Genomic DNA, 20,728 nt, shown 5'->3' with positions numbered 1-20,728 from the left:
TTTCATTCAACATACGAAAAAATAAGATTGTGAGGGGCATTCCTTTGGAGGATAAAATTGGACTATGTCGAAAAGTAAGATAGAAAGGAGTTGATAATATGAGGTTGAAAATAAATCCAAGGGTCATAGAGCAACTTGGAAAGGAATTAATAACAAGTGATGAGATAGCTATAGTTGAACTAATAAAAAATTCATATGATGCAGGAGCTAAAAAAACAAATATACACTTTATTGACAACAAATTTTCTTTCTATTTTCAAAATATGCTCATTGATGTTGATCAAGAACTTAAATATGCAGTTATGAAAGATTTGAAAGATGCCTGCATTATAATTGAAGACAACGGACATGGAATGGGGCTTAATGAGTTACAGGAGGGTTTCTTTACCATAGGGACAACTATAAAGAAGCTGCAAAAACAGAATATTAGTAACAATGATAGAGCTCCTTTGGGGGACAAAGGAATTGGAAGATTGGCAGCCCAAAGGTTAAGTAAGCGGCTATATATTGAAACTACAAATGATGAGTCCAACCATACTTATTTGGTCAGTGTAGAATGGGAATCGTTTATCTATAATGAAAAATACTCTGAATTAGATATTGATGTAAGTACATTTCCTAAAACGGCAAAATCATATACCAGGCTTTGGTTTACTGATCTTAATTTGAATTTAGACTCATTAATTGATTTGAAAAAAGCAAAGGAGCTAATGGATGATGGTGATTCTACTAACATAGGAACTAATATTATAAGGGATAATCTACAATCCGCTTTAGGCTTTTTAATGTCCCCTTTTAAAAACTTAAAAGAGGAATTCTCTATAAATTTGTATTACAGAAATTTTCCTGTCCCATCGAGTTCAGGAATAAATCTGATAAACGTGGCAGAAAACGAATATGCATTCAAAATAGAAGAAAAAGATGGCGAAATAAATATAACTTGTGGGCTTGTCATAAAACCTTGGTACATAGAAAGAATCCATCAAACACTAATTGGAAAAGAAAGTTCTTTGGAAATAAGAAAAAGTCATTTGTTTTATGCATCGTTATTAAAGCAGCATAAAGATAGATTTAATAAGTCATTAAAATCGATTGTGTCGCAAAAAACATTAATTAAAGAGTTAAAACGTATGAACCCAAATCACAACTTGTTGCATGAGAATGCTGCAACAATGCTTCTAGATATAGTGCCAATAGAAGCAAAAATTTATTCATTTAAGCGCGATCCAAAGATTTCTGCGAGTGCAATTGAATCTGCAAAAGAGAATGGATATTTAAAAAACATTAACTTAAATACTACTAATTTAAGGAGTTTTTTGGAATACCATAATGGGATAAAACTATATCGTGGAAATTGTAGGGTTTCAACATTAGGCGATAAGGATAATGATTGGCTGCAGCTACAACAAGCAAGAACTAGAGGTCAACAATTTTTTAGATTCGAACTCGGTAATACTATTGGTTATATCAATATCAATGACCCCTTACAATCGTATATTAAGGAAATTAGTTCAAGGCAGGATCTTATACAAAATGAGCACTCATTTATTCTTAAAGAGGTCATTAAATTAATTCTAAACAAATATTTCTACGAATTTAGCAGGAATGCATATTACATTACACAAGACATCTTAAAGGAAGAAGGATTAGTCCCAAGACGATCAATTGACACATTAAAAGAAGAGATAAAAAACAATCAAAAGGTAGTACAAGATAATAGAGACGATCTAAAGCACTTCGACCAAAACCTAAAGAAAATTAATGAATATTTTAGTAAAGCAGAAGTGGATGATGATGTAAGAAAAGCATTTGGCTCTTTGCAAGACACTTCTGTAAATTTAAAACGAAATATTGAATACACTTTAACTTCGACAGAAAAGACCAATCGAGCATTGGAGAGAGTTGAACAAGAGAGAAAAATTATAGAATTAGAAACCTATAATAATTATAAATTAATGGCCAACGGACTTATAACTGAAGTCATTACACATGAACTTCACTCAATTTTATCAAACTTGGATAGTGAAGATAAAACGAATTATCACTTCGAAAATATAGAAAACCACCTACTTATTAATGATGCGGATGATATTTATACTGAGGACTTTAAGCCACTTAAAAGTAGATTCAATTTAATAAACTCCAAAATGCTTGATATGAATCAATTTTATACGTTCTTAGAAAGAACTTTTTTGTATAAAGGTACACATGAAGATTTTGAAACTCAAGATGTATTTGGCTTCTTAGAAGACTTGGAAAAAAGGTTCGAAAAAAAATTAAAAAAATACAAGATTAATTTAGATTACTCAAAAATTGACCTTAATTGGAAAGTTCCACGTGGTGCATTAATTCATGTATTTTACAATTTAATAGACAATGCTATTTTCTGGGTGAATCAGCGACAAATAAAGTCTAGAACTGATAAAAGTTATTCGATTGATGAACGGGATAGCATTGTTATAGACCAAGTCGGTGAAAATATGATTTTGATTAAAGATTCAGGGATTGGCGTTTTTAAACGGGTTGAAAATATATTGTTTCATCCATTAGTTTCTGGGAAAGATCGAAATGGTAGAGGAATGGGTTTGTATATTGTGAAGAAATTATTAAATTCCTTTGGGGCGGATATAGAGCTTCTACCAGATAGGAATAGATTTGGAAATAAATATATATTCTCTATTATATTGCGGAATGATCTTGAAGAAGGAGATGACAGCGAATGAGTAATAAATTTTCTGAATTAATAAATCATCTAAATGTTAGAGCTTGTTTTTTGATAGATGATGATTTTGAGCACATAAGTGATGCAGAACAGATCATTTGCGACATGATTCAATTGAATCCAGCTGACCAGTTAATGATTATAGATAAGTTGCAACAGCTGCCAAGCAGTAATATCAGTCTAAAGGAAACTTATGATTATCTTTTTAGGTCCTTCTCAGAACTTGATGAAACACTAAAAACGCGAATACTGAGGACTGGGAAAATTATAAAGTTGCTAGAAACTGTTAGAGAGACGGAAATAAATAAAAATGTCCACGATTTAGCATTAAAGATTCAAGCCATGCTAAATGAATTGACTCAATCTAATGAAGACGAAGTAAGTAAACTTTTTTTGCGTTACGGAATTTCGCAAAAACTGGCGAACTATGAGTTTATTATTGATGAGATTGACTCGATTGATGGAAGTTCTAAAAGAATATACAAGGAAATTGGAAGCAATGTCTGGGATGATATAGAATCTGATTTGCAAAATCTTGAAGTAAGGAAAAATGAATTTGTTCTTTTTGTTGTAGATAAAAATTTAGATGGGAATAATGATGCTGGGGAGACATTTATCAGGGATTTTTTATTAAAAAGAACCGTCAAAGAAAATATCATTAGTGTTATATATACCAGTAAGAAAGAAGATGTTGTCTCAAGTTCATTAGAAAACGATGTATATGTGTTCCAAGTGAGTAAAACTGAGGGTAGCAAACAAGATAAAATGGCTGAAGGCTTTGCTAAATGTTCATATGTTCATCTATTTAAACTAATAAAAAGAATACATTCGGAATCGATAGATGATTCATTCAGTTTTGCTTTAAAAAGAACAGAAAATATGAACTTCCTTGCTAAAATGGCTAAAATCGAGGGCGTTACTTCATTAGAAATTATAGAGAAGTGGATTGAACAGTTGAAAAATCAATATATAATTGAAAAATTATTTAATGCAGATGCAGGGGGCGTGCCACAATATAACCAAATTGCAGGGTTAACGAAATTTATTAATGAGAAATATTTGTCAGAAGAAGTTGACAGGATAGTTGAAGAAGAAATTGAACGGAAAATTCATGAGTTAAATACATATGAAATATTTGATTACACAGTAAACAGCAAACAATTGCCGCCGGCTCCGGGTGATGTCTTTTTAATAGATAATGAAATTTTTGTGCTTGTTGGACAGGATTGCGATACCATTGTTAGAGTCGGTAAAGAATCTTTATCAAGAAATACAAAAAACGCGGATCTACTGCGTGCAACATTTCAGATAAACAATTTCAATGAGAAGCTAAAAATTGAGCCCAAAGAAATACTTTTTAACTATTTCAAAAGCATCGAGGGTGAGGTTGGTGCGCTTTCAGTAAAATTTGAAAATATGTGTTTTGCAGATTTTGAAATATTAGACACATGCGTCTTTAATCCAACAGGTCAATTTATGTTAAGCCTAGATGCATCACTTCCTATAGAGAATGAAGCGCTATTACCGGAATATTGGAAAAGATATTATCAAGGTCTTCAAAATCAATTAAATAAAGTTGTTGAATATCAACAAGTATTAGATACAGCAGGAAAAGATATTAGGGAATTGGCAAATAATCAATTAAGTATCTATAATTTTGTTCACGATACCAAATTAAATAATATTTCATTTAAGGGGCGAAGAATTTGCCGTCTAGTAGGCCAGTTTAAAGATGTTTTAATAAAAAATTATTGGGAATACAGGTCTAGAATCGGTTATAACGGTATTTTATTTAATGAGTTGATACCATATTCAATTAACAAAGTTGAATGTCAAAATCAAGGCGAAACTGATGTAGAATATTTATCAGTTGATAACTTAAAAGCTTATTTGAAATTTGAGCGTGGAAAGTCTCTTCAAGACATGGTTTTAGTGATCAATAAGGGTGATTTAACCCCGTTGATTCCTACGATCCAGCTTAGCAGTAGTCTGATAGAAATACATGAATTCTATTATGATAATGTAACCAAAGTGAAGATTGTAAAAATAGTTATGGCTGACGGCGGAATAGGGATTAAAGTTATTAAGCCGTGCAGAGTGCACGGGAGTAAAAAGTTAATTGATAAAGATCAAATTAATGTTTACGATATTGTGGATGATACTTTACGGCAACGTTTAATAAAAGAAAAACCAGAGAAATTGAAGTATTTAGATAGTGAAGAGGAGGTGGATTTCTTTGAGGGCAAAGGACCAAGGAGATTTCCGATCGGGGACTTACAAAGAGGAATTAGTATACCTGCACTGCAGATTGAAATTATGTTAGACAAGGGGGTTATAAAGATCAATAATAAACAACTTGACGATGCCTCTTAAAACTATTTAATTTTATATGAATCAACAACGAGGAAGCAGATCTCTGCTTCCTTATTTTATAAGTGATGCAGCTGGGGACGGATTGGGGACGAACGCCGTCCTATTGAACAATATTAAAAACGAAAAGTATCGTATCTCAGTGGGTAAAACTCTTATAAGTCAAGGGTTCAGCCCGCTTCAACAAAATCGAATAAAATAAGCGATGTTCCCGCATACAGTGCATATTGTATTTAATAAAATCAGACCAAGGTTAATTTCTGAGTTAAATAGCCTCTGTTTGATGAGAGGATTTACAATGGCAATATCGAAATTCCTTAGTGGAATAGTTATAACATTTACAATAGGAGAGTGTTTTATAGTTATGAATTATCAAGTTGTTCATCATGAGCAGGATTTAAAAGTTGAAATCTGTGGAGAGAGTGAGATATTTGAAGGAGTCGATCTGAAGCTTAAAGCAATAAACAGTTTGATTCATTCCCTTGACTTTAAGTACGCTAATGAAGAATTTGCTGATTATGATGAAAAAGCAATGATAACTATAATTGACGAGGTAGGGCGCTTACTTCAAAATGCAGATCAATTCAGAGCCGAAAGTAATATTCACTCAGTTCAAGCGTTCTTGAATTGGTTTATCAAAATTCGACTCCACGAAACTTCGGATTATAGAGCAATATTGCTGGATAGTGAGGAGCCGATAAGTACTGAATAATACGAACACAAGGCATTTCTCCGAATCACCCCTGAACCCCTCCATTAATTTTTACCACATGAAATCATCGGTATTAATCCCTTGTATGAATCCGTTTAATCCACTAGTTAAAACCTATTGAAAACCACATTTATGAAGGTAAGAGTGTCTAAAATACATGAGTAGGTTTGTTAATGTGTAAAGGCTGAGTATATCACAGTGGATTAACGTATATTCCTGCTAACTTTCGAAATCATAGCAATAATTAAGGATTGGATGAAATGAATGATTATGTTTTATGTTTGATATGGCATCTGCCCCTCCGCTTCCTTTACACTTAGACCAAAAGGAGATGATCCCAAATGCCGGAACTCATGAGCGCGGACGCGGTCATGCAGGAGCTCGAGGCGCTCGGCAAGGAGCGCATGAAGAAAATGTACGTCTCCAATGGCGCGCAGGAGCCGGTCTTCGGCGTCGCGACCGGCGAGATGAAGCCCATGTCCAAGAAGATCAAGCGCAATCAGCCGCTGGCCGAGGAGCTGTATGCGACGGGGAATTACGATGCCATGTACTTCGCCGGCGTCATTGCCGATCCGAAGGCGATGACGCCCGCGGACTTCGACCGCTGGATCGACGCGGCGTACTTCTACATGCTGTCGGACTTCGTGGTGGCCGTCACCTTGGCCGAGACGGAGATCGCGCAGCGGGTCGCGGATACGTGGATCGCGAGCGGGGAGGAGCTGCGGATGTCGGCCGGCTGGAGCTGTTATTGCTGGCTGCTCGGGAGCCGGAAGGACGCCGAGTTCGATCCGGACAAGCTGGCCGGGATGCTGGAGACGGTACGGCGCACGATTCACGACGCGCCGGAACGCGCGAAGTTCGCGATGAACAACTTCCTGTACACCGTCGCCACCTCCTATGTGCCGCTCCATGAGCAGGCGGTAGCCGCAGCCCAGGCCGTCGGGCCGGTCGCGGTGAACAAGGACAAGCCGAAGAGCAAGCAAACCATCCACGCCTACGAGAACATCCAGAAGGCCCTCGAGAAAGGGCAGCCCGGCTTTAAACGCAAATACGTGCGGTGTTAACCGCCATTGCATCGGACAGCTCCGGCAGGGAGATCGCTTCCTGCGGCAGCTGTCTTTTTTGCGTTCGCTTGCGGCCGCTGGCCTGAACGCCCGCCAAGCTGCTTCCTCACACGAGGTGTGAAGAAAAATAAGCCGTCCTCGTGAAAACGCCATGTAAGCAAGCCCTGCAAGGGATGCGCTGTCATTACATTCATGACGTCAATAGAAACGTTTCGATTGAACAATAATAACCCCTTGAATACGCTTTATATTTCGGCTATAATCGGATCGAAACGTTTCACTTGCGTAGTTTTCGGTGATTATTACCTCCGATATGGGAATTATACGATGAATCGAAACGTTTCTACGGGAATCCCGAAGTTCGGAACGCCGTAATAAGGCTGGAAAAGACAGGACATAATGAGGGGGTGCGTGCGCTTCTCGCGAGTGACGGACCGGAAGAAATGAAAGCGTGCACGTAAGGGCAGTACCTACGAATTAATGTGCGAAATCATCGAGAGGGGTATTTCGATATGAAAAAGACAGTTACCGTCATGACGGCCGCGATGCTGAGCGTCGGCTTGCTCGCAGGCTGCGGAGCGAAGAACGATACGAACGGCGGCAATAAGAGCGAGGGCGGCGGCGCTTCGAACGAGAAAGTCACCTTGACCGTATGGGGCATGGGCGAAGAAGCGAAGACCCTGCCGAAGTATGCGGACGAATTCACGAAAGCGAACCCGAACATCAAAGTCAACGTCCAAGCGCTGCCTTGGGATCAGGGCCACGATAAACTGCTGACGGCGGTCGCGTCCAAGAAAGGCCCGGACGTCGTCCAAATGGGCTCGTCCTGGGTACCGGAATTCGCGGATGCCGGCGTGCTGGCCGACCTCTCGCCGTACGTCTCGCAATACCCGGAGCTGAATCCGGATAACTTCTACCCGGGCGCCGTCACGGCTGGCAAGTACAACGATAAGTACGTGAGCTCGCCGTGGTACGTCGAGACCCGCGTGCTGTTCTACCGCACGGACATGCTGAAGAACGTCGGCTACGACAAGGCGCCGGCGACGTGGGACGAGCTATCCGACGCGGCGCAGAAGCTGACGAAAGCCGGCGGCAGCGGCAAGTACGGCATGAGCATCGACCCGAAAGAGCAGTCCCTTGGCTTCATGTTCGCCCGCCAGAACGGCGCCGAATGGTTCACGTCGGACGGCAAGCCGAACTTCAACGATCCGAAGTTCGTCGAAGCGATCTCGTACGTCAACAGCTTCTACCAGAACGGCTCCGCGCCGAAGGATCTCGGCCTCGACATCATCCCGGCGTTCAAGGAAGGCATCCTGCCGATGTTCATCAGCGGTCCGTGGATGATCAAGCTGATCCAGGATCAGGCGCCGGAGATCAAGGACAAGTGGGCGCTCGCGGTTCTGCCGAAGAAAGAAAACAACAAGTCGGTGCTCGGCGGCTCGAACCTGTCGATCTTCGAATACTCGAAGAACAAGGATGCCGCGGCTAAGTTCGTCGCGTACATGAGCAAGGCGGAAACGCAGCTCAAGTGGATGGACGACACGAGCTCGCTGCCGGCCGTCACGTCCGCATGGGACAACGACAAGCTGAAGAACGACCCGAATTACCAAGTCATCGGCGAGCAGCTGAAGACGGCGGAGCCGATGCCGGTCCTGAAGTCCTGGGCGCAAATCGGCGACGCCTACCTGAAGCACTTCGAAGTCATCTACCGCAGCAACGCGGACGTGAAGAAGGAAATGGACAGCTTCAACGAAGAAGCGGCCAAGCTGATGAAGTAATCCTTGCTTGACGAGCAATCCAGGTGCGGGAATCGTCTTCCGCTCCACTTGAAGCAGACCGGCCGCCCGGCGGCCGGCCTGCTCTATATATGCCCCGGGCATGAAAGAAGGAAGTGAGATCTCCCGATGAAAGGTTTCCTGAATAGGCAAGCACCGTACGTATTCATCGCGCCAACCTTGATTTTGCTTACGCTGTTCTCCCTGGTCCCGATTCTGGTCGCCCTCGTGATCAGCCTCACCGACATGGACCTGGGCGGACTCGCGAATTACGACTCGATCAACTTTATCGGTTTTGACAATTATGCCGAGGTCCTGAAGGACCCCGTCTTTCTGAAGTCCATCTTCAATACGGTCTTCTACGTCGTCATCGGCGTGCCGCTCGTCATCCTGTTCTCGCTTGCCATCGCGCTGTTGATCAACCTGGGCACGGCCCGGATTTTCAAGGCGTTTCGCGTTGTCTATTATCTCCCTTCCGTGACGAACATCGTGGCCGTGGCGGTTGTCTGGAGTTACCTCTATAATCCGTCGCTCGGCCTCTTCAACTATCTGCTGAACGCGCTCGGCCTGCCGGACGTGCAGTGGCTGACGCAGCCGACGACGGCCAAGCTGTCGCTGATCCTGCTGGCGCTGTGGAAAGCGGTCGGCCTCAACATGATCATCTTCATCGCCGCGCTGCAGGGCATTCCGAAGTCGTACTACGAAGCCGCGCAGCTCGACGGCGCCAGCCTGTGGCAGCAAGTGACGAAGATTACGATTCCGATGATGCGCTTCGCGATCTTCTTCGTGTCCATCACGACCATGATCGGCTGGCTGCAGTTCTTCGAGGAACCGTTCGTCATGACCAACGGTGGTCCGCTGGACGGCACGCTGTCGGTGTCGCTGTTCATCTACCAGAACGGCTTCAAGTTCAACCACTTCGGGTATGCGGCGGCCGGCTCGTTCGTCCTGTTCGTCTTCATCATCGCGATTACGCTCGTTCAACTGAGGCTGCAAAAAAACGAGTCTGACATGACTTAAGATGCGGGGAGATTCCTATGAGTAAATCAACTGCCGTGAGCAAAGGGAGCCCGGACGCGCAGCACGGCGGCCGTCTGTTCCAATGGATATCCGGCATCGTGCTGACGATCGGCGGCCTCTTCTTCCTGCTGCCGTTCTTCTGGATGATCATGTCGTCGTTCAAGCCGGAGAGCGAGATCGTGCAGATTCCGCCGACGCTCTGGCCGTCCCATTTCACGATGCAAAGCTTCAAGGACCTGTTCCAAAACATGAACTTCGGCGTGTACCTGAAGAACACGCTGATCATCGTCCTGTTCTCGTTCGTCGGGCTGCTGCTGAACGCCGTGGCGGGCTTCGGCTTCGCCAAGTACGACTTCAAGGGCCGCAACGGGCTGTTCGTCCTCGTCCTGGCGACGATGATGATCCCGAGCCAGGTCACGATGATTCCGGTCTACCTCATCCTGAACGCGATGGGGCTGACCAATACGATGACGGGGATCGTGCTGCCGGGCTTCGTCGGCGCGTTCGCGATCTTCTTGTTCCGGCAGTTCATGTCGACGATCCCGACGGAGCTGCTCGAAGCGACGCGGCTGGACGGCGCGAGCGAATACCGGATTTTCCTCCAAATCGCGCTGCCGATCTCGAAGCCGATCCTGGCGGTGCAGGCCATCCTGACGTTCATCGCCGGCTGGAACAGCTTCCTCTGGCCGCTGATCGTCGCGAACGACGAGAGCTTGTACACGCTGTCCGTCGGGCTGTCGCTGCTGAAGGGGCAGTATGCCTCGAACTACGGCTTGCAGATGGCAGGCGCCACGTTCATGGTCGCGCCGGTCATCGTCCTGTTCACGTACTTCCAGAAGCATATTATCGAGAACTTCAGCATTTCCGGTATGAAGTAATCCACACCACTAGGTTCGAAAGCAGGTGCTAGCCCGATGACCGCTGCCTCTCCGAAACGACCTAATATTCTGTTCATCATGTCGGACGACCACGCCTCGCATGCGATCGGCGCCTATGGCAGCCGCATTAATCAGACGCCGAATCTGGACCGTCTGGCCGACGAAGGCATGCGCTTCGACAACTGCTTTTGCACGAACGCGATCTGCGCGCCGAGCCGCGCGACGATCCTGACGGGGACGTACAACCACGTCAACGGCGTCAAGACGCTCGGCGACGATCTGGACGGCCGGCAAGTGACGTTTCCGAAGCTGCTGCAGGCGGACGGCTACCAAACCGCGATCGTCGGCAAGTGGCATCTCGGCCACGGCGGCCATCACGATCCGACGGGCTTTGATTACTGGAGCGTGCTGCCGGATCAAGGCGATTACCGCGATCCCGATTTTATCGAGATGGGCACGACGAAGAAGTTCGAAGGCTACGTCACGGACATCATTACGGACAAGTCGCTGGCGTGGATCGAGCGCCGCGACCCGGAGCGTCCGTTCCTGCTGATGTGCCATCACAAGGCGCCGCATCGCCACTGGGAGCCGGACGAGAAGCACAAGCATCTCTACGAGGATATCGAAATTCCCGAGCCGCCGACGTTCAACGACGATTACGCGACGCGCTCGCAAGCGGCCGTGCAGGCGAAGATGCGCATCGACGACCTGAACGACCTGGATACGAAAGGGCCGCCGCCGGCAGGACTGACGCCGGAAGAAGTCCGCAAGTGGAAATACCAGCGCTATATCAAGGATTATCTCCGCTGCATCGCCTCCATCGACGATAACGTGGGCCGCATGCTCGATTACCTCGACGCGAAGGGGCTGGCGGAAGACACGATCGTCATCTACACGTCCGACCAAGGCTTCTTCCTCGGCGATCACGGCTGGTTCGACAAGCGGTTCATGTACGAAGAGTCGCTGCGGATGCCGTTTCTGATCCGCTACCCGCGGGAGATCGAGGCCGGCCGCGTGAGCGAGACGATGATGTTGAACACGGACTTCGCGCCGACGTTCCTCGATTATGCAGGCTTGCCGGCGCACGAACGCATGCAGGGCTTCAGCATCCGGCCGCTTCTGAACGGCGAAGCGCCGGAAGGCTGGCGGACGTCGATGGTCTACCGCTATTGGATGCACCTGGACGGCAGCCATGAAGTGTACGCGCACTACGGCATCCGGACGCATCGCTACAAGCTGATTTATTATTACGCGCAGGCGCTCGGCACGACGGATTCGCGGGACGAGTCCCGGCCGCCGGAGTGGGAATGCTTCGATCTGGCGCGGGATCCGTACGAGCTGAACAACGTGTACGGCCAGCCGGATTACGCCGGTACGATCGCGGCCTTGAAGCGGGAGCTCGAGCGGCTGATGGACGACGTGCAGGACGAATGCCTTCATGCCTGATTAGAGCCGCCGGCGGTTACGACGGTTATACGGACGACCTCATACTTAGAGATAGAACAGACGGATAGGAAACCAAGAGCATGGGGAGGAAGCCCGGAGATGAATACTGAGCTGAAAACAACGACGATTCCCGTGGAAGCGGATGGGCTGGTCTTCACGTTCCTGGAGAGCGGCGACCTGCGCGATATGCAATACGAAGGCATCATGGTCAATCAAGTCCTGTCGAACCCGCTGGACGGATCGATGAACAATCTGTATCTGCGCGTGCGCGAGGGAGGACGGATCCAGTCCGCGCCTCTCCTTGGCGTGCATGCGAGCAGCGCGGTCAGCGCATCGGACCGGCGCGTCGTCTGGAGCGGCGAAGCGCTCGGCGTCGCGTATCAAGTGACGTTCACGCTAATGCCCGGCTTGATCTGGTTCTGGGACGTCCGGTTAAGCGGCGACGGCGCGGAGGCGGACGTGGTATACGGGCAAGACGTGGGATTGGCGGACAAAGGCGCGGTTCGGACGAACGAAGCCTACATGTCCCAATATATCGGCCATACGGCCTTCCGCACGGATGAAGCAGGCTACGTCGTGTGCTCGCGGCAAAACCAGCCGATGTCGTCCGGCTTCCCGTACCTGCAGCAAGGCTCGTTGACCGGCGCCGCCGGCTACTCCACGGACGGCTTCCAGTTCTACGGCCTCTCCTACAAGGAGACGAACGTGCCGGAAGCGCTGGGACGCGAGCGGTTGGCCAATACGGTGTACCAATACGAATTCGCTTATACCGCGCTCCAGTCGGAGACGGTGCGGTTGAACGGCGAAGCGTCGTTCGTGTTCTACGGCCTGCTGCGGCCGAACCATGCCGATGCGGTCACCGAGCTGAAATTCCGCGATGACGTGCTGGCAGCTTGGGCACAGGCGCAGGCGGAGTCCGGCGTTGTTGCGGCAGCTGAGCTGCAGCCGGTCGGCTCTCGCGTAACGTGGAGCGACGCCGTTGGCGAAACCCTTCGCGGCGAAGCGCTGACGAAGGAAGAAGTCGCGGCGCTGTACCCGGTCCGGCTGCAGGAGGAATACGACGGCGAAGAGCTGCTCTCCTTCTTCACGGACACGTACGAGCATATCGTGCTGAAGGCCAAGGAACTCCGCACGGAGCGTCCGCACGGCCACATCCTGATGAGCGGCGACAATGCGCGCCTGAACGAGCAGGTGCTGTCGACGACCAACTACATGTACGGCATTTTCCATTCGCAGATAACGGTCGGCAACACTTCGTTCAATAAACTAATGACGAATACCCGCAGCGCGCTGAACGTGCTGAAGACGTCCGGACAGCGGATCTATGTCGAGGTGGAAGGCAAATACCGCCTGCTCACAATGCCGTCCCTGTACGAGATCGGCTTCAACTATGCGCGCTGGACCTATAAATTAACGGACGATACGCTCGTGGTGACGGCCTGGACCAAGGCCGATTCGCCGGAGCTGGCGCTCGAGACCGTCTCGAAGGCGGGCAAGGCGTATCGCTTCCTCGTCACGAATCAGATGACGATGAACGACAAGGAATACGAGCTGCCGTACCTCGTCGAACAGGACGGCGGCGAGCTTGTCTTCCGCGCCCATCCCGAGTCGCTTAGCAGCGGCGCCTATCCGGACCTGCACTACCGCCTGGGCGTCACGGGCACGGCGATGCGTCTGGTGGACGAGCGCGCGCTCGCGCCGGAAGCGCCGGCGGGCTCCGCTTCGCTGGCGGTGCTGGCGCTTGAACCGGCGGCCAGCTGGAGACTGACGATCGCGGGCCGCTTGGAAGCAGCCGAAGCCGCTGCGAAGGCTGGCGCCGCGGACGAGCGGCAGCCGGCGGAGACGGAGATCGAGCGGTACCGTTCGTTCCTCGCGTCGGTCATGAACGGCTTCAAGCTGACGCACGAGTCGGAGAAGCAGACGCGGGAGCTGGAGAAGTTCAACGCGCTGACTTGGTGGTACACCCATAACATGCTGGTGCACTACTCCGTCCCGCACGGCCTGGAGCAATACACCGGCGCCGCCTGGGGCACGCGCGACGTCTGCCAGGGGCCGACGGAATATTTCATGGCGACGGGCAAGTACGGCCAGGTCAAGGAAATCCTGAAGACGGTCTATGCGCACCAGTACCAGGAAGACGGCAACTGGCCGCAATGGTTCATGTTCGACCGATATTACCGGATCCAGCAGGAAGAGAGCCACGGCGACATTATCGTCTGGCCGCTCAAGGTGCTGGGCGATTACCTGCGGGTCACGGGCGACTTCGCGATTCTGGAGGAGCGCGTGCCGTACTCCACGCACAGCGGCGAGATGACGGAGGCGACCTTCGCCGTCCTCGATCATGCGCGCAAGGAGCTGCAGTACATCAAGGATCATTTCCTGCACGGCACCTACCTGTCCGCGTACGGGGACGGCGACTGGGACGACACGCTGCAGCCGGCGAACGCGAAGCTGAAGCAGTACATGATCAGCAGCTGGACCGTATCGCTGACGTTCCAAACGCTAACCCGGCTGTCCGGCGCGCTGTCCGGTCAAAGCGGGGAGCTGGCGGAACTGTCGGCCGAGCTGAAGGAGCTGGCCGATGGCATCCAGGCCGATTTCAACCGGTACCTCGTGAAGGACGGCATCATCTCCGGCTTCGCATATATGGAAGAGCCGGAGCGGATCGAGCTGATGCTGCATCCGAGCGACGGGAAGACCGGCATCGAATACCGCCTCCTCCCGATGACGCGCAGCATGATCGGCGAGCTGCTGGACCCGGACCAGGCGGAATCGCATTACCGCCTCATCAAGCGGGAGCTGTACTGCCCGGACGGCGTGCGCCTCATGAACCGCCCCGCGGACTATAACGGCGGCGTCAGCACCCGGTTCAAACGCGCCGAGCAAGCGGCGAACTTCGGCCGCGAGATCGGGCTGCAGTACGTCCACGCCCACATCCGCTTCGTCGAAGCGATGGCCAAGCTGGGCAAGCGCGACGAGGTGTGGCGAGGGCTCCGGATGATCAACCCGGTCGGCCTGCGCGACGTCGTGCCGAACGCGGATTGGCGCCAGAGCAACGCCTACTTCAGCAGCTCGGACGGCAAGTTCGCCGACCGCTACAAAGCGCGTGAAGGCTTCGTCCGGCTGCGCAAGGGCGAGGTGCAGGTGAAGGGCGGCTGGCGCATCTACTCCAGCGGTCCCGGGATCTACATGAACCAGTTCATCTCGAACGGCCTCGGCATCCGTCAAGAAGGCGGGGATCTGCTGCTCGATCCCGTGCTCCCGGCCGAGCTGGACGGGCTGCGCTTCCGCTTCGAATGGAACGGCAGGCCGATCGTCTTCCGTTACGAGATCGGAGGCGAGGCGGTGCGCGGCGTAACCGTGAACGGCAAGGCCGTGCCGGCGAGCGAGCAGGCGAACCGCTACCGCCACGGAGGCTTGCGGATCGCCCGCGAAGCGCTGGACGGGCTGCTGACCGAAGAGCTGAACGAAGTCTTGATTCAAATGGGATAACTTTTTTCGGAGGCGATGGGGGAAGTCAGTACCTCATCGCCGAATTTATTGCGATACGCAACGCGAAAGCGAGCCGTGAAGATAGGAGCGATTGCTGTGGTGAGCATTAAAGACATTGCCAAGCACTTGGGGGTATCCATCTCGACCGTATCCTACGCGCTGAATGGGAATCCGAAAGTCACGGAAGAAACAAGGGGGAAAATTCTGGCCGCGGCCAAAGAAATGAATTACGTGCCGAACGCGGCGGCGCGCACGCTGAAGAAGCGGGAGACGCGCATCATCGGGGCTTTCCTGACGACCTTCGAAGGCGCGTTCTACGGCCAGCTGCTGCAGGGCATGAAAGAAGAGATGAACAAGCGGGGCTACGACCTCGTGATCTGCAGCGGCACGCAGTCGCACCGGATGCTGTCGGAAGGCATGCTGGACGGCGCGATCATCCTGGACAACGAGTTCAAGGACGAAGAACTGCTGCAGCACGCGGCCCGAAACCATAAGGTCGTCGTGCTGGACCGGCAGCTCAGCCATCCGAACATCGTGCAGGTGCTGCTCGACAACAAGGCGGGCGCGACGTTCGCGACGGAGTACCTCATCCGGAAGGGCCATAAGAAGCTGTACGCCGTGACCGGCCCCGAAGGCTCGTTCGACTCCGCCCAGCGGCTCGCGGCCGTTCGCCAAACGGTCGAACGCAACGCGCCGCTGCGGTACGCCGAGATCCCCGGCAACTTCGACAAGGCAAGCGGCGAGGCCGCCGCGAAGCGCATCATGGACGAGTACGACGGACCGGCCGGCGTCTTCTGTCTGAACGACGAGATGGCGATCGGCGTGTATCACGCGCTGAAGGACACGCCGTACCGGATCGGCGAGCATCTGCACGTGGTCGGCTTCGATCATATCGACATCACCGACTACGTCCAGCCGCGCCTCGCGACCGTCGATTATTCCGAGCGGCGCTGGGGCGCGGTGGCGGCCGAGCAGCTGATCAAGCTGATCGCGGGCCAGGGCGCGGAGCACGAGCGGATCTACGTCTCGCTGATCGAAGGCGAGTCGGTGCGGCAGGCGTAAGCGATCGGCGTGCATTTAACAGCGCTCATGCGAAAATGGCAATAACCCGCATCCATCCCGACGTATTCGGGCATGGAGGCGGGTTGTTTTTGTATTGGCGGCAGGTTTCTCTGTAGGGCTGATCCGGCTGCAACCTTACTAGGAGCCAGTACGTTTATATGTCTAGCTAATCATACGGATATTGGAAGCGGAAGGGAGCTTCAACGCGAAGGATGAGAACGTTGATGCGGAAGAACGTGATTTATCTCCTGTGCCTTGTTTTCGTTTGTTCCCTATTCGCCGGTTGTTCCGCGCATGGAACGTTACCCAATGAGCCGATTCGACCGACGATACGAATGCAAAACCAGAGCGTTGATTATCTACTCGGTCAATATTGCTGGTACGGGTCGGAAGCCGAAGGGGTTTGCGGGGATCCTCCGCATCCGGATGCGTTTTATGCAAGTGTTCAAGCAAAAGCGGTTGTCGGCAGCGCCGAAGGAACCATCGGCATCACATTTCCGATTCAGCCGGATGAATGTACCTTGACCGTGATCCGGAATGACGGTACCGAGGAAACGATAAGCGTGCCGGATCCCTATCGCTACCCTAGCCCTGCGGAGCCGGGCTACTATCGGTACCGCCTTTCGGCCGTATGGGATCAAAAGAACAACGCCGATTACCATTTTGGGCTGCTGATCAAAGAATGAGCTTCTCCAAAAACTCGGGGCTTGCTGGCTGTTCTGCTCGCACACGCGCCGTCCTCCCGATCGCCTTTCGCCGCCTTGGCGTTTTTTCCCAACGAACTTGTTCGCGCCGATAGGAGAACGGGCCGCGGAACAAGAACTGTATGTACAGCGGACATCCCGCCAGCGACAGGATGGCAGTTTTCCATCTAGCTTTACATAAACTCCCACTTCGCTTGACGAACATGGAATACTTGTCCTGTACAATGGCACCGGGGATCCCAAACTTTGCAAGGCCAGGAGGAGGAGAATCATGAAATTGGTACTGCTCGGCGATTTGCACTATCACGAGATCGATGCCGCGGTTCCGGGGCTGCCGGAAGCGAGAGAGGCGTTCTATCGCACGCTGCTGGACGACGCGCTGAATACGGAAGCCGATTGGCATGTATCGCTCGGAGACCTGACGAATTTCGGAACGGCCTCGGAGCTAAGCGAGGTGTACGCGCTGCTGAAGCGCGACGACCGGACCTTCATCCACGTGCTGGGCAACCATGACGTCTACTCGCAGCCGCGCGAGGAGGTGCTGCGGATCACGGGGCAGCAGCGCTATCGCGCCATCGATACGGAAGCGGCCATGCTGCTCTTCCTGGACACCGCCCGCGAGATGAACACCGCCGACTGGAGCGGCTGGCTGGACGAAGAACAGCTGCTTTGGCTGGGCGCCAAGGTAGCGGAGTCCGGCACGAAGCCGCTGCTCGTCTTCGCGCATCACCCGGTCTTCGGCACGACGGCGCGCTCGGAGCTGGACAAGGCATCCATTCACCCCGACATCGACATGTGGCGCATTTTGAGCCAAAAGCAAGGCGTCGGCGTGTACTTCAACGGACACACGCACGTGGATTCGATCGCGGCCCGGGACAACTGGACCTTCGTGCAGCTGTCCGCCGGCCTCGATCTGCCGGGCTACCGGATCGTGGAGCTGGACGGCGAGCGGATCCGCATCGCCGCCGTGGACGTGGACGTCGAAGGGCTGCTGGAGCACGGGGCCGCGCTGCACCGGAACATGAAGCATTTCAGCCCGAACCCGAACGCTCGCGGGCAGGAGACGGACCGTCAGATCGAGATCGTCCTGCCGGCCGCGGCGAAGCGGCAGTAATGGAGCGCGCGGGCAAGAACGGCGCCGCGGACCATGCCGCGTTCCTGGAGGGCCTCGCCGCGCACCGGATGATCGCGTCCATCAAGGACCCGCGGCATATCGAGACCGCGCTGTCGCTGCACCGTCAATTGAGCGGCATCTTCCTGCTCACCGGGCACATCGGCGTCGTCAAGGGCTACGTGGACGTGTTCCGGGCGCACGGACTGCCGGTGTTCCTGCATCTGGAGAAGATGGGCGGGCTGAGCACGGACAACTACGGGCTGGATTACCTGGCGAAGGTCATCAAGCCGACCGGCATCATCTCGACGAAGACGAGCGTGGTGAAGACCGCGAAGAAGATGGGCCTGCTCACCGTGCAGCGCTTCTTCCTGGTCGACACGGAAGGGCTCGAGAACATCGCGAAGAGCCTCGCCCAGAGCGAGCCGGATATCGTCGAAGTGATGCCGGCGCGCATCCCCGACATGATCGACCGGGTGAAGTCGTTCACCTCGCTGCCGATTATTACCGGCGGCCTGCTGTACGAGCAGAGCCAGGCGGAGGAATGCCTGCGCCACGGCGCGGCGGCGATCTCGGCGTCGCGGCCCGAGCTGTGGCGGTGCTTGGGCCCGAGTCCGGGGCTCCTCCGGGCGCCGACCGCCGCGGCGGCGCCCGCCGGCCGCGACCGGAAGCGGTTCCCGCTGGCGCATGTCGGACTCGGGCTGACCGCGCTCTATGAATATTCTTATAATCTTAGCACTGGGATAATCTAGATTTTACGAACGGCGCGTAATATTCAAGGCGACAAGTAAATACGATCGGTTGGAGTAGTGGAGAAACCTTATCCGCTGGCGGACGCGCATCGTCCCCGGCTGGATTAAGGTTTCTTTTTTTGCGCCCCGGTTAGCGCTTGCAGGTCAAGTAAAGAAAAAGGCGGAGGAGAAACGATGATGAAGAAGCTTACGGTACTGCCGCTCGCGGCCCTGATGACGGGGATGCTCGCGGGCTGCGGCGGGGGAACGACGGAAAACAACGCGACGACGGGCGCGGCCGGCAACGCGAACGCGGCGAACGCGAACGCGGCCGAGACGGCGGCGGCGGACAACGGCGCGGCCAACGCGGGGACGGAAGCGGGCAAGAACGACGCGTCCAAGAAGATCGTCATCAAGTATTGGTACGCCTTCGGGGACAAGATCGAGGAAGCGAAGCTGCACATGGTGCAGACGTTCAACGAATCGCAGGACAAGATCGAAGTCGTCGCCGAGCACCAGGGCAATTACGACGACCTGCACGCGAAGGTCCAAGCGGCGTTCGCGGCCGGCGACGCGCCCGCGGTCTCCGATCTCGAGATCGCGTCCACCGGCGTCTTCGCCCGCTCCGGCATGCTGGAGGAGCTGACGACGTACGCTGAGCGCGACAAGGAGCAGCTGAAGCTGGACGATTTCAACCCCGGCCTGATGGGCAACGCCTACGTGGACGGCAAGCTGTACGGCCTCCCGTTCATGCGCAGCACGCCGATTCTGTATAAGAACGTCACCATGCTGAAGGATGCCGGGCTCGATCCGTCCGGCCCGAAATCGTGGACCGAGCTCGAGGAATACGCCCGCGTGCTGAAGCAGAAGGGCAAGTCCGCCATGACGATGCCGGTCGACATCTGGTTCTATGAAGCGCTCGTGGCCCAAAGCGGCGGCAACATGCTGAGCGAGGACGGCAAGCAGGCGACGTTCAACGCGAAGGAAGGCGTGGAGCCGGTCACGTTCTGGAAGAAGCTCGCCGACGAAGGGCTGATCAAGATTCCGGTCGGCGACGAAGCGGGCGCCACGGCGGACAAGGACTGGGCGAACCAGATGTCGGCCTTCAAATTCGCCTCGACGGCGGGCGTATCCGGCGCGCTCGAGATCGCCAAAGGCAACGGCTTCACGATGGATACGTCGTTCATGCCGGCCAACGCCAGCTACGGCGTGCCGACCGGCGGCTGCCAGCTCGTCATCACGTCGAAGGGCAGCGAAGAGGAGAAGGAAGCGGCATGGGAATTCCTCAAGTGGATGACGTCGAAGGAAAACACGATCTACCAGCATAAGCATGTCGGCTACCTGCCGACGCGGCTGTCCGCCGTCGACAGCGACGAGCTGAAGGCGCATTTCGCGGAGTTCCCGCAGTACAAAGTCGCCGTGGATCAGCTGCAATACGCCAGACCGCGCCCGATGGAGAACGCGTACCCCGAGATTGCGAAGATTATCAAGGAATCGATCGAGAAGGCGATTCTGGATCCGAAGACGACGCCGCAGGACGCGATGAACCAGGCGGCGGAGAAAGCGGACAAGCTGCTGACCAAGTAAGACGGGAAGACAGCGGATCATAGCGGCGGAGCGGCCGTTCGCCGCACGGGAGGA

Annotated in this window: 14 protein-coding genes; all 14 read left to right on the top strand. The window is 52.4% G+C overall.

The annotated features are described in order from the left end of the window. Nucleotides 1-98 precede the first annotated feature (98 nt). The 14 genes from BMZ79_RS08925 (at nt 99) to BMZ79_RS08860 (ending at nt 20,674) form a co-directional block, all read left to right on the top strand. Nucleotides 99-2,723, top strand: a complete 2,625-nt coding sequence (locus tag BMZ79_RS08925) for an ATP-binding protein (RefSeq protein ID WP_090638902.1) — start codon at nt 99-101, stop codon at nt 2,721-2,723. Continuing rightward, the gene (locus BMZ79_RS08920) at nt 2,720-5,095 is read left to right on the top strand and encodes a hypothetical protein (protein ID WP_090638900.1); all 2,376 of its coding nucleotides are present in this window, start codon (nt 2,720-2,722) and stop codon (nt 5,093-5,095) included. Before BMZ79_RS08925 ends, BMZ79_RS08920 begins: the two co-directional genes overlap by 4 nt. Nucleotides 5,096-5,456: 361 nt before the next feature. Next, complete coding sequence (locus BMZ79_RS08915) at nt 5,457-5,804, top strand: hypothetical protein (protein WP_090638899.1); 348 nt, start codon at nt 5,457-5,459, stop codon at nt 5,802-5,804. A gap of 353 nt (nt 5,805-6,157) precedes the next feature. After that, the gene (locus BMZ79_RS08910; RefSeq protein WP_090640089.1) at nt 6,158-6,868 is read left to right on the top strand and encodes a DNA alkylation repair protein; all 711 of its coding nucleotides are present in this window, start codon (nt 6,158-6,160) and stop codon (nt 6,866-6,868) included. A gap of 512 nt (nt 6,869-7,380) precedes the next feature. Then, nucleotides 7,381-8,646 carry a sugar ABC transporter substrate-binding protein gene (locus tag BMZ79_RS08905; protein ID WP_090638897.1) on the top strand — a complete coding sequence of 422 codons (1,266 nt, stop codon included), beginning with the start codon at nt 7,381-7,383 and terminating at the stop codon, nt 8,644-8,646. Between the two features lie 126 nt (nt 8,647-8,772). Then, nucleotides 8,773-9,663 carry a carbohydrate ABC transporter permease gene (locus BMZ79_RS08900; protein WP_090638895.1) on the top strand — a complete coding sequence of 297 codons (891 nt, stop codon included), beginning with the start codon at nt 8,773-8,775 and terminating at the stop codon, nt 9,661-9,663. A 17-nt stretch (nt 9,664-9,680) separates the two neighbouring features. After that, nucleotides 9,681-10,541, top strand: coding sequence for a carbohydrate ABC transporter permease (locus BMZ79_RS08895; protein ID WP_090638892.1), 861 nt, complete (start codon nt 9,681-9,683; stop codon nt 10,539-10,541). A 36-nt stretch (nt 10,542-10,577) separates the two neighbouring features. Continuing rightward, nucleotides 10,578-11,987: a sulfatase family protein gene (locus BMZ79_RS08890; protein WP_090638891.1), complete on the top strand. Its 1,410-nt coding sequence runs from the start codon at nt 10,578-10,580 to the stop codon at nt 11,985-11,987. A gap of 99 nt (nt 11,988-12,086) precedes the next feature. Then, the gene (locus BMZ79_RS08885; RefSeq protein ID WP_090638888.1) at nt 12,087-15,479 is read left to right on the top strand and encodes a GH36-type glycosyl hydrolase domain-containing protein; all 3,393 of its coding nucleotides are present in this window, start codon (nt 12,087-12,089) and stop codon (nt 15,477-15,479) included. A gap of 96 nt (nt 15,480-15,575) precedes the next feature. Next, nucleotides 15,576-16,541, top strand: a complete 966-nt coding sequence (locus tag BMZ79_RS08880; protein ID WP_090638886.1) for a LacI family DNA-binding transcriptional regulator — start codon at nt 15,576-15,578, stop codon at nt 16,539-16,541. A gap of 224 nt (nt 16,542-16,765) precedes the next feature. Continuing rightward, nucleotides 16,766-17,227 carry a hypothetical protein gene (locus tag BMZ79_RS08875; protein ID WP_090638884.1) on the top strand — a complete coding sequence of 154 codons (462 nt, stop codon included), beginning with the start codon at nt 16,766-16,768 and terminating at the stop codon, nt 17,225-17,227. Nucleotides 17,228-17,516: 289 nt separating this feature from the next. After that, complete coding sequence (locus BMZ79_RS08870; protein ID WP_090638881.1) at nt 17,517-18,359, top strand: metallophosphoesterase family protein; 843 nt, start codon at nt 17,517-17,519, stop codon at nt 18,357-18,359. After that, a complete protein-coding gene (locus tag BMZ79_RS08865; protein WP_090638879.1) occupies nt 18,359-19,108 on the top strand; it encodes a glycerol-3-phosphate responsive antiterminator in 750 nt (249 codons plus the stop codon). The genes BMZ79_RS08870 and BMZ79_RS08865 overlap by 1 nt, the downstream gene beginning before the upstream one ends. Nucleotides 19,109-19,282: 174 nt before the next feature. Further along, nucleotides 19,283-20,674: an ABC transporter substrate-binding protein gene (locus tag BMZ79_RS08860; RefSeq protein ID WP_090638877.1), complete on the top strand. Its 1,392-nt coding sequence runs from the start codon at nt 19,283-19,285 to the stop codon at nt 20,672-20,674. Nucleotides 20,675-20,728 lie beyond the last annotated feature (54 nt).

It is taken from the genome of Paenibacillus sp. UNC496MF (genome assembly GCF_900113915.1).
In the GTDB taxonomy this organism is placed as follows: domain Bacteria; phylum Bacillota; class Bacilli; order Paenibacillales; family Paenibacillaceae; genus Paenibacillus_Z; species Paenibacillus_Z artemisiicola.
The sequence above is the reverse complement of the archived record's forward strand: the minus strand, read 5'-3'. Positions and strand labels throughout refer to the sequence as shown.